Source organism: Thiothrix sp., from assembly GCF_028714775.1.
Classification (GTDB): Bacteria; Pseudomonadota; Gammaproteobacteria; order Thiotrichales; family Thiotrichaceae; genus Thiothrix.
Genome location: NZ_JAQTLS010000005.1, coordinates 213783 through 225572, shown reverse-complemented (window position 1 = coordinate 225572; position 11790 = coordinate 213783). Strand labels below are relative to the sequence as shown.

The window sequence follows — 11790 nt, the reverse complement described above, 5'->3', positions numbered from 1 at the left end:
CGCCAACAGTTTTACGCCTTGATGGATCGGTTTGTAGCGTGCCATGCCTGCTTACCCGTTCGGATGCTTGCGATGCCTAATTATCCCACAACATAGGGGTTTGGAGGGTTTTTCTACAGCCTCAACGGATGCAAAACCCCTTTTTTGAACAACCCATACTGAATTCACCCTACGCCTACCCAACCCGGCACTGGGAGCTGGATGATCAAGGCCAGCCCACCCAGAAAACCATTGAAGCCCGTCGCCGTGCCGATTTCATTACCCCTATCCCTAAGCCCAAAAAACGCAAAGATGCCGCGCCCCAGCAAGATTTACTGTTTGATATACCAGAGCTGGCAAGTCAGGGACAAAAATACGATCCGACTTCGCTGATCAATGAATTGCGCAAGTACGTGGATGACTGGCGCAAACTCCCGCAAAAAGACTGGAAGGTGACACCAGAAACCGCTCGTTTGCTGCAACATTGGCGTTCCCACGAATTCAACAGCATCCGCCCGTTTTTCTGTCAGGTGGAAGCGGTCGAAACAGCCATCTGGCTGCTGGAAGTCGCACCGACTTCTGGCAACAAAGGCCGCTATTTTCTGGATCATCTGGAAGGTGCGAATCAGGAAGCCAACCCCGAACTGCTGCGACTGGCGCTGAAATTGGCTACCGGGGCAGGCAAAACTACCGTCATGGCGATGCTGATCGCGTGGCAGACCATCAATGCGGTACGTTACCCCAACAGCAAACGTTTCACCCGTGGTTTCCTGATTGTCGCACCGGGCTTGACCATCCGTGACCGCTTGCAAGTGTTGCAACCCAATGACCCGTACAGCTATTACCAGAGCCGTGAACTGGTTCCGGGCGACATGCTGCCCGATCTGGAACGCGCCAAAATTGTCATTACCAACTACCATGCTTTCAAGCTGCGCGAACGCATGGAGCTTTCCAAAGGCGGGCGCTTGCTGCTTCAGGGGCGCAAAGGCGAGCCGCTCAATACGCAGGAAACCGAAGGCCAGATGTTGCAGCGGGTTATGCCGGAACTGATGGGCATGAAAAATATCATGGTGCTGAATGACGAGGCGCACCATTGCTACCGCGAAAAGCCGGGCGAAGACGACCTCAGCGCCTTGAAGGGTGAAGACAAAACCGAGGCACAGAAAAACAACGAAGCTGCCCGCCTGTGGATTTCCGGGCTGGAAGCGATCAAGCGCAAGCTGGGTGTGCTGCGGGTGATGGACTTGTCCGCCACGCCTTTTTTCCTGCGTGGTTCCGGTTATGCCGAAGGCACGTTGTTCCCGTGGACAATGAGCGACTTTTCGCTGATGGATGCGATTGAATGCGGCATTGTTAAACTGCCGCGCGTGCCGGTGTCGGACAATATCCCCGGCGGCGAAATGCCCAAGTTCCGCGATTTGTGGACGCATATCCGCACCCGAATGCCGAAAAAAGGCCGGGGCAAAGCCAATACCCTTGACCCGCTCAGCCTGCCGGTGGAATTGCAGACTGCGCTCGAAGCCCTGTACGGGCATTACGAAAAAACCTTCCATTTGTGGCAAGAGAGTGGCATCACCGTCCCGCCCTGTTTCATTGTGGTGTGCAATAACACCTCCACTTCCAAGCTGGTGTATGACTTCATTGCCGGTTTCCAGCGTGACAATGATGACGGTTCCAGCAGTCTGGAAAACGGGCGGCTGGCACTGTTCAGGAACTACGACGCACATGGCAACCCGCTGCCACGTCCCAATACCCTGCTGATCGACAGCGAGCAACTCGAATCTGGTGATGCACTGGATACCAATTTCCGCAGCATGGCGGGGGATGAAATCGAACGTTTCCGCTACGACATGCGCGAGCGTGGCGACCACAAAGGGGCGGAAAACATCACCGATCAGGACTTGCTGCGCGAGGTCATGAACACCGTGGGCAAGCAAGGGCGGCTGGGCGAATCCATCCGCTGCGTGGTGTCGGTTTCGATGCTCACCGAAGGTTGGGACGCGAACACCGTCACGCATGTGCTGGGGGTACGCGCTTTCGGCACGCAATTGTTGTGCGAACAGGTGATAGGCCGTGCCTTGCGCCGCCAGTCGTATGAGCTGAATGCGGATGGCCTGTTCAACGTGGAATATGCCGACGTGCTGGGCATTCCGTTTGATTTCACTGCCAAGCCGGTGGTGGTGAAACCGCAACCGCCGCGTGAAACCATCCACGTCAAGGCGATCAGCCCGGCACGCAACCCGCTGGCTATCACCTTCCCACGGGTGGAAGGCTACCGGGTCGAATTGCCGGAAGAACGCCTCAGCGCCACCTTCAACGAAGATTCGCTGCTGGAACTGACGCCAGCACTGGTCGGGCCATCCATTACCCGCAATTCCGGCATCATTGGCGAAGCAGTGGATTTGAACCTCAAGCATCTGGGCGACATGCGCCATTCCACCCTGTTGATGAACCTGACCAAACGGCTGCTGTACACCAAGTGGCGCGACCCCGGCGAAGAACCGAAACTGCATTTGTTCGGGCAACTCAAGCGCATCGCCAAGCAATGGCTGGATGGCTATCTGGTGTGCAAGGGCGGCACGTACCCGGCGCAACTGATGTATCAGGAACTGGCGGACATGGCTTGCGAGCGCATCACTGCCGGGATCACGCGGGCAATGGTCGGGGAACGCCCGGTCAAGGCCATGCTGGATGCTTACAACCCGACCGGCTCCACCGCGCACGTCAGTTTTCACACCGCCAAAACCGACCGCTGGGAAACCAGCCCGCAGCATTGCCACGTCAACTGGGCAATCCTCGACAGCGATTGGGAGGGCGAATTCTGCCGGGTGGTGGAAGCGCACCCGCGTGTCATCGCTTACGTCAAGAACCACAATTTGGGACTGGAAGCGCCCTACCAGTACGGTTCCACCCGGCGCACCTACATCCCCGATTTCATCGTGCTGGTGGATGACGGGCAAGCCGACCCGCTGAACCTGATTGTCGAGATCAAGGGCTACCGGCGTGAAGATGCCAAGGAAAAGCGGGCGACGATGGAAAACTACTGGGTTCCGGGAGTCAACAACCTCAAGCGTTACGGGCGCTGGGCGTTTGCCGAATTTGGCGACGTGTGGGGGATGGAAGAAGATTTCGCACAAAAAATTGCAACGGAATTCGACAGCATGATCAATACCAGCATTGTGGGCAAACAGGGACAGGAATAAACACATGGCACAACAACCTTCAGACAAAAAAACCGTTTCTGCCCTCAAGCACACCGAGGCCACGCGCAAAAATATCCCCACCGCTGAATACCAGTCGGTGATGCGTCAGGACGAGGCCAATCCGGTGCGGGTCGCGTATGAGCGGCGTAACCGTGACTTTGATCCGCAATTGGTGTGGCGGGGCAAGGATGAGCAGGATTGGTCTGATCTGGTGGTGAATGCGCCGCCGTTGTACATTCAGGACAAGGTGCATCCGAAGGTGCTGATTGATGACTTGCTGCGGCGTAGCGGGCAGGATGACAAGGCAGCGGAGAACCAGTTTGAGCTGTTTGCCGATTTCAATGGCGTGCCGAGTGAGGAAGCCCGCACCGAGTTCTACCAGCATGATGCCAACTGGACGAACCGCATGATTCTGGGTGACAGCTTGCAAGTGATGGCATCGCTGGCGGAACGTGAGGGCTTGCGCGGCAAGGTGCAGTGCATTTACCTTGATCCGCCGTATGGGATCAAATTCAACTCCAACTTCCAGTGGTCAACCACCAGCCGCGACGTGAAGGATGGCAACAAGGAACACATCACCCGCGAACCCGAACAGGTCAAAGCCTTCCGCGATACGTGGCGTGATGGCATCCACTCCTACCTCACCTACTTGCGTGACCGGCTCACCGTCGCCCGCGACCTGCTCACCGACTCCGGCTCTATCTTCGTCCAAATCGGCGACGAAAACGTCCACCGCGTCCGCGCCGTCCTCGACGAAGTTTTCGGCGATGAAAATTTTTGCGGACAAATCGTTTTTCGTAAAACTACTGGTAAAGGAAGCGGCCTTCTGGATGTAACCACAGATCTGCTGCTTTGGTTCGCAAAACGTCGCGAAGAGGTTAAGTTTCGGAATTCCTACGAGCCAAGAAACTGGCGTTCAGAAGTTAACATTCGATTTGTTGAACTATCAGACGGCACTCGTCGTAATCTAACAAGCGAAGAAATTTCGAGTGTGGCAGAACCACCACCTAATTCACGTGTTTATCGTCCGAATCCATTGACAAGTGCTCGGTCAAAAAATGCCAATGACCTTCAAAGCTATACGTTTCAGGGCACTTCTTATTCACCAGGAAACCGCACATTCAGTACAAATCTCACCGGTCTAAAAAAGCTGGAATTAGCAGACCGACTATTACCAATTGGGCGCAGTCTTAATTTTATCCGCTACTTCAATGATTTCCCGTTCAAGTCTAGTTCGGATATTTGGGAAGACACCCGTACAGGAGGGTTTGGTGATGACAAACTTTATGTTGTTCAAACTGTGCGTAAAGTTATTGAAAGATGCATCTTGATAACGACTGATCCGGGGGATTTGGTGCTTGACCCGACGTGCGGCAGCGGCACAACCGCATACGTGGCGGAGCAATGGGGTCGCCGCTGGATCACGGTGGACACCTCACGGGTAGCACTGGCCTTAGCCCGCGCCCGCATCATGGGCGCACGCTACCCCTATTACCTGCTAGCCGACTCCCCCGAAGGCCAACAAAAAGAAGCCGACATCACCCGCACTATCCCCGCCAGCAAACCCACTTACGGCAACATCCGCCAAGGCTTCGTCTACGAGCGCGTCCCCCACATCACCCTCAAAGCCATCGCCAACAACGCCGAAATCGACGTAATCTGGGAAAACCACCAAGCCAAACTCGAACCCCTGCGCCAACAACTCAACACCACCCTAAAGCAAGACTGGCAGGAATGGGAAATCCCCCGCGAAGCCGATGAGAAATGGTCAAAAGCCGCCAAACAACTGCACGCCGACTGGTGGAAACACCGCATTGCCCGCCAGCAGGAAATCGACGCCTCCATCGCCGCCAAAGCCGACTACGAATACCTCTACGACAAACCCTATGACGACAAAAGCAAAGTGCGCGTTGCCGGGCCATTCACCGTCGAAAGCCTTTCCCCCCACCGCGTCCTCGGCGTGGACGAAAACGACGAACTGATGGATGGCGTCAAAGAATCCGCCAGTGGCTACACGGATGCTCGCGATTTCGCCCAGATTATCCTCGAAAACCTCAAAACCGCCGGAGTCCAGCAAGCGCACAAAGAAGACAAAATCAACTTCATCAGCCTGCAACCTTGGCCGGGCGACCTGATCTGCGCCGAAGGCCGCTACCTCGAAGGCAACACCGACGGCGGTGAAGAACGCCGTGCCGCCATTTTCATCGGCCCCGAATTCGGCACAGTCTCGCGCCCCGATCTGGTACAAGCTGCCCGCGAAGCCGGTGACGCCGGATTCGACGTGCTGATTGCCTGCGCCTTCAACTACGACGCGCATTCCGCCGAATTCCACAAACTGGGGCGCATCCCGGTACTCAAAGCCCGCATGAACGCCGACCTGCACATGGCGGAAGACCTCAAAAACACTGGCAAAGGCAACCTATTCGTCATCTTCGGCGAACCCGACATCGACATCCTCGACGCAGGCAGCAACCGCATCCAAGTCAAAGTCAACGGCGTGGACGTATTCAAACCCCAAACCGGCGAAGTCATCAGCGACAATGCTGACGGCATCGCCTGCTGGTTCATCGACACCGACTACAACGAAGAAAGTTTCTTCGTGCGCCACGCCTATTTCCTCGGCGCAAATGACCCGTACAAGGCACTCAAAACCACCCTCAAGGCCGAAATCAACGAAGAAGCATGGGCAACGCTCAACAGCGACGTTTCCCGCCCGTTCAAAAAGCCGCAGTCAGGGCGGATCGCGGTGAAGGTGATCAACCATTTGGGGGATGAGGTGATGAAGGTGTTTCGGATTTAGCAGTCAGCTATGAAGCCACTTTCAGCATAACGGGGCATTCATCTTCAAACTCACCATCAGCAAAGGTGGTGAAGTTTGATAACCACGGAGATTCCAGCCTGCACATCAAACGGTACTGTAACGGTGCAGTCAGATTAATCTTGGCGACAGATAGCTTCACGTTGGCTGGGGGTTGCGCATCCAATAACTGATTAATGTCAGCCGTAAAGAAACTGGGGCAGTAGCCGATAATTTCCGGTGGGTCATTCGTCCTGATCGCCAGTGCCAAAGCATCCGCCCGATTCTGCACATCCTTCATCAGGAATAGCTCATCACCACTTTGCAATGTGGCGATTCTGTCAGCCTGTCGGGTAGGTACATGACGGATGCCATGCACAAAAAACTCCACTACATACTTGCCATCCTGCTTTTCAGGGTAAGGGAACAGTTGCAAGTTGTCAGTAGCACGGATGCCACCTGATCTGGACAGTTCATCCATATCGGTGACGAGCTGTTTGCTCAAGCCCAACCACTCCATGTAGTCGGCATATTCCGGGCGGTTCTTGGCTAACAGGCGATTTTTGAAGATAGGGAACAACGCCTGCGACTCATAGGTTTTAGTGACGTTGTTCATCACCCCAAACGGGACAAATTCTGGTGATTTTTTGGCTGACTGGCTATAGCGGAACGAATAGATACCCCCACGCTTTTCCAGTAACCCCAAGGTCATCCAGCGCCGACTCGTTGGGTTTTGCCAGAATAACAGTAGCTTCTTACTCATAACTCCAGACCTAAAATAAATTTCCTGTTCGCTTCCAGATATTTCAGCGTAAATTCGCTGGTCACAGCATCCATCCCGAATTCTGCGGGCACTTGCCCAAGAATGTGTTCAATTTGTGCTGGTTCTATAGCACCTAGCCGTTCAACCCACTGCTTAATTTGCGCTGGTTTCTTGCTCATCATTGCGGCACTCTCGAAACATTCCAGATTTCGTAACCGCTGCGTGCCGTCATTGCTGAAAAATGGCGTTCTGGCCTTCCGGGCAAAGCCTTCTACAGAATACCCCACATCCTTGGTCTTCAAGCGTTCTTTTTTCTCTTCTATCGTCAAACGGCAGGCCAGACTGGACGCATGGTCGAACGATGGGGCAAGGAAAATCCCCCCGCTTGGTTCAGTATAGTCCAGAATTATGCCCCAATTCTGGTCGTGCCGATCCTGATTACCTATCAAACAGTCGAACATCAAGTATGCTACAAACATACCTGCCACATCATAAACGCCTTCATCGCTTGTGGGTTTGTACCCAAGTGGTAGCTGGACGACTTCCTTTTGTTGCCATTGGTAGAGCAGTGCCATGACAGTATTTAGCCGGTATTGCCTCAACTGAAATGCCTGTTTTTCATCATAACTCTCGACAAACTTTGTCAATATTTCATTGCCGTGTGCTAACAACCAGTTTTCAGGAACAAAAGATGGAGATACAACAGCCTGCTGCTTTTGCCATGTAGCCAGATCGTAGCCTGCACTGGGTAGCCCAATGAGTCGAGCCAGTTCATAGGCAACTTTTTCTGCCCAGTTCTCGCCTGTTCCCGCACGTCCTACCTTACAAAGTTGTTGAACACCCGCAGCTTCATCATAAAACCAAAATTTCGGCTTACTGCCTAGCTGCTCTAGCTGGTGACGTTCCGTAATTTCAGTAATTTGATACATTCATGCAATCCCGTTTGAGTGGTTTTTTTCCAATTGGTGGTGCAGTTTACAGCCTGTTTGAAAACCTTCTCAAGGTAACACATGAATTTCCTGATCGCTGACACGTTCACTACATCGCCCGATGCAACCACCGAATCTTCAACAAATCCGTAAACATGCGGATCGAATCCTTAATTGGGTCAACCTTGGAGCCGTCCATGTGTTCCCATTTCACCGCCACCTCCTTGATTTTAAAGCCCTGCTTGCGGGCAATGTACAAATGCTCCACGTCAAAGCCGAAGCCGTAAATGCGCTGTAATAAGGCAATCCGTTGCGCCGCTTCACGCCGGTAGGCCTTGAACCCACACTGCGTATCCTTGATGCCGGGAACAGAGAGGGTGCGCACGGCTATGTTGAAGATCAGGCTCATCGCATCCCGATACCACGGCTTTTTTTCCACCTCGGAATCCGCCAGTTTGCGTGAACCGATCACCACATCGAAGCCTTGCTCAAAGTACGGCAGCAGCTTTTCGATTTCTTCAATCGGGGTGGAAAGGTCAGCATCACTGAACAGCACGATGTCGCCGGATGCTTTGATCATGCCGCGTGCAATCGAAAAGCCTTTACCGACGTTTTTGATGTTTTCCATCAACTGGCCTTCTTCCTGCTCCTTGGTTTCCTTGCCGTAAATGTCGATGAATTTCACCACTTCGGTGGTCAGGTCGCGGCTGCCGTCATCCACCACGATGATTTCGCTGCGGTAGGTTTGGCGGGAGAGGTAATCCTTCACCTTGTACAGCGAATCGGCAATCCGGCTTTGCTCGTTGTAGGCCGGAATGATGATGGAAAGGTAAGGTCGTTCGTTATTCATGTTGTTTTGCCTCAGAAGGTGCTGCTACCAGCGCCACGCCCAGCATGATCAGCATGATCCCGCCGGTCTTGCCCAGCGTGAAAGATTCGCCGATCCGGGGCCATAGTACCGCGCCCAGATAAACCAGAATGTACCCCACGCTCAGTAAAGGGTACGCCACGCTCAGTTCAAAATGCCCGAGCACATAAATCCACACCAGCATGGCAATGCCGTAACAGACAATGCCCGCCACCACCCACAGCACGCCAAACCATTGTTCCGTACTAACCTGCCCGGATTGCAACGCGGGGAAAAACGCCGCCAGCGCCCCCACCGATTGCATCCCCGCCTTCATGAACAATTGCCCCAGCGCCCCGCAGGTAATCGAAATCGCCATCAGTAACCATTTCATGCGATACCCCCGACCAGCAGCGAAATGCCTGCCATGATGAAAGCCGTGCCCAGCCAGCGGCGCGGTGGAATGCTTTCATGGAACAACTGGCGAGCTGCCAGCATCACCACCACATAGCCTAGGCTCAGCATCGGGTAGGCAATGCTCAGTTCCAGCTTGCCCAGTACCACCAGCCACAGCAGCAAGCCCGTGCCGAGGAAAAACACGCTCAGCAGGATGTTAGGTTTCAGCAGTAAAGACAGCGGCGAACCCGTGTGGGTTGCCAGATCGTGCGCCGCCAGTTTCTGAAAAATCTGCGCCGTACTGCTGCACCCGATGGATAGCACCAGCAGTACATAAACCCACAGGGAAGCGTTGTGCATTACTTTTTCTCCTTCGCCTGATAGCGGATGTCGATGTGGTGATCCTGTTTGGCTGCGAGTGCAGGCAAGCGCAGTTGCAGGGTATTGGGGTTGATGCGTTGCCAACCGTAGCCGGATTTCCCGGCAGCATCCAGCGGCTTGTCATCAACGCTGATGGAGGCAACTGGGGCGATTTCTGCCAGTACCAGTTGCACTTCGCGCTGTTCGGGAGCGTCTTGGTAGTCGCCTTTGGCGGCATCTAGCCAGATGTGCTGGTCGTTTTCCCCGCGCTGCTGGCGGATGCGGGTAGTGCGCACGGCGTCTTGCAAATAGGCAGTGGTTTCGCCGTCATCTTCATACAGGGTGAATTCGCTGGCTTGATTGTGCGGGAAGATGTCCAGTTTCAACAGCGTGGGTTTATCCATGCTGCCTTGGGTGCGTCCGAAAGCATCCACACTGCCATCCGCCATAGCCAGAACCGGGATGATCGCTCCGGCGCGTGCATACAACGGCAGGCGGTAGAGCTTACCGTGGTACAACGGGACGTTTTCCAGCCATTCGCCTTTGCTGCCTTGCCACGCATGGGTGTGGTAATCGAACCACTCGCCTTTGGGCAGGTAAACACGCATGGCCTTGCTGCTGGAACGTGTTTCTAACGCCGCCAGCAAATCATCGCCAATCAATTTTTCCGCACCCATACCACGCAGCGCCGGGTCGTTTTCATCGGCGTAGATTGCCGGGGCAATGATCGGGTCGCCGAAACGGTGGGCGCGGTGCGCTAGTGCATAGTAGTAAGGCATCAGTTCGTAACGCAGGCGTGCATTCGCCCGGTTGCTGGCAATATCACCGACTTGATCCGGCGCGGTGTGGAAGCAGTTGCAGACATTATCCGCGTGCGGGCGCAGCGGCAGGTCAATCAGCGCAGAAACCGCGAACCAGCGGGTATACAAATCCCCATACGCTTCCGGCTTGCCATCAAACGATTTGCGGTAGAAGCCACCAGAATCCGAGCCGAAATAATCCACCCCCGACAGGCTCATCTGCATCTGCGCATTCAGGTGGGAAGCGAGGTTCTCCAGCCGTGCCGGAATATCCCCCGACCACATGCCCGCGCCGTAACGCTGCATCCCCGGCCCACCGGAACGTGACAGCATGAACGGGCGGTGCTTGCTGCCATTACGTTGATACCCCTCGAAAATCGAGCGATGCCATAACAGGTTATACAAATTGTGCAGATCGGAATGGTGGGTTTTGCCGGGCGTAAAGCCGTGATAAACACCATCGGCGGCGAAATCCATCGGTTCGCCCAAATCTGTCCAATGCCCTAGAATGCCCATGTCCACCAGAGGTTGGCGTTTGGTGTCGTGCCAGTAAGCGGCGGCTTCTGGGTTGCTCCAGTCGATCATCCCGCCTTTGCCCCACCACGGTTTTTTTGCCAGATACACCGGCTTGCCATCCGGCTGTTTGACCAGATAGCCCTTGTCCTGCAAGGTTTGGTGTTCCGGCAAGCCCCGGCTGACGTAGGATTCCTCGATCAGCATCAACCCCACGTGCTGTTTGCTCAGTTCCTTGATTTTGTCGGCAGGCTTGGGGAAATGGCTTTCATCCCACGTCAGCGCCCCCATGCGGCTATCCTCAGAGCCGTCAATGATCCCGCCGAACCACTGCAAATCCATCACGAAACCGTCCAGCGGAAAGCCATTGTTCTGTAAGGATTTACGCACCCCGTCCAGTTCCGCCCAGTCATCGTAGCCGTATTCGGACATCCACAAGCCCAGCAGTTTACGCGACGGAACCAGCGGCTTGCCCACCAATTGCATGTAACCACGCCGTAAATCCGCCAGTGAATCACCCACGCGGAAATAGAAACGCAGGTCATCCCCGCCGCTTACCCCGACTTTCAGCGGGTCTTGTTGGAAATCCCAGTTTTGCGGATAGGAATTGTCCAGAAACAGCGACCACGGCGTTATGTCCTTACCGAGTGCATAGAGGATGGGGAATTGGGTATTGCCGACCAAACCGCCGTTGGCATCGACTAATTGGTTGCCGTATTTGCTGCCTGCCACCCGCGTGCCGCGTTTTAGCCAGTCGCCATCGGTTGTGCCGGGGGCAGGGTGCTGCTGACCAAGGCCGTAAAGCTGTTCCACCTTACCCTTATCCATTGCCAGCGTAAATCCGCCGTTGTTGCCGAGACCGGGGCATAGCCGGGTAACGTCACGTTGCTTCACATTGTCATAGACGCCGAGGCAGAGTGATGTGGTATCAAGCGTCAAACGCAGGCGGCTGGTTTCCTGCACCTGCTTGTCACCCTCCATACGGATGTCTGCCGCGTTGGGTGCAAGTTTGTCGTCCAGCACATAAGGGCTGGGGGGAAATGCAGGTTCATTGCAACGTGCTGCCGGGCGGTAACTGGTGCGGAACAGGCCGGGTTCCAGCACCTGCACATCCATGCACGCCAGTTCAGTACGGGCAGCAAGTTGTGCGGCTGGCGATGCACCCGCCCACAACAGCAACAAAGGGATGAACTTGCGTATCAT

At 54.8% G+C, this 11790-nt stretch carries 8 protein-coding genes; 2 read left to right on the top strand and 6 right to left on the bottom strand.

The features are described from left to right. Positions 1-128 precede the first annotated feature (128 nt). Positions 129-3182 carry a BPTD_3080 family restriction endonuclease gene (locus PHE17_RS06450; protein ID WP_301015001.1) on the top strand — a complete coding sequence of 1018 codons (3054 nt, stop codon included), beginning with the start codon at positions 129-131 and terminating at the stop codon, positions 3180-3182. A gap of 4 nt (positions 3183-3186) precedes the next feature. Continuing rightward, entirely contained in the window at positions 3187-5982 is a 2796-nt protein-coding gene (locus PHE17_RS06445; RefSeq protein ID WP_301015000.1) for a site-specific DNA-methyltransferase, read from the top strand. A gap of 7 nt (positions 5983-5989) precedes the next feature. Here PHE17_RS06445 and PHE17_RS06440 read toward each other — a convergent pair whose 3' ends face one another. From PHE17_RS06440 to PHE17_RS06415, 6 genes are all read right to left on the bottom strand, one after another. Further along, positions 5990-6742 (bottom strand): HIRAN domain-containing protein, encoded by a 753-nt coding sequence (locus PHE17_RS06440; RefSeq protein WP_301014999.1) that lies wholly within the window; start codon positions 6740-6742, stop codon positions 5990-5992. Beyond that, complete coding sequence (locus PHE17_RS06435) at positions 6739-7671, bottom strand: HipA domain-containing protein (RefSeq protein WP_301014998.1); 933 nt, start codon at positions 7669-7671, stop codon at positions 6739-6741. The genes PHE17_RS06440 and PHE17_RS06435 overlap by 4 nt, the downstream gene beginning before the upstream one ends. A 109-nt stretch (positions 7672-7780) precedes the next feature. After that, complete coding sequence (locus PHE17_RS06430; protein ID WP_301014997.1) at positions 7781-8521, bottom strand: dolichyl-phosphate beta-glucosyltransferase; 741 nt, start codon at positions 8519-8521, stop codon at positions 7781-7783. After that, positions 8514-8912 carry a hypothetical protein gene (locus PHE17_RS06425; protein ID WP_301014996.1) on the bottom strand — a complete coding sequence of 133 codons (399 nt, stop codon included), beginning with the start codon at positions 8910-8912 and terminating at the stop codon, positions 8514-8516. Before PHE17_RS06425 ends, PHE17_RS06430 begins: the two co-directional genes overlap by 8 nt. Further along, a complete protein-coding gene (locus PHE17_RS06420) occupies positions 8909-9274 on the bottom strand; it encodes an EamA family transporter (RefSeq protein ID WP_301014995.1) in 366 nt (121 codons plus the stop codon). Before PHE17_RS06420 ends, PHE17_RS06425 begins: the two co-directional genes overlap by 4 nt. Further along, positions 9274-11790 carry a TIM-barrel domain-containing protein gene (locus PHE17_RS06415; RefSeq protein ID WP_301014994.1) on the bottom strand — a complete coding sequence of 839 codons (2517 nt, stop codon included), beginning with the start codon at positions 11788-11790 and terminating at the stop codon, positions 9274-9276. Before PHE17_RS06415 ends, PHE17_RS06420 begins: the two co-directional genes overlap by 1 nt.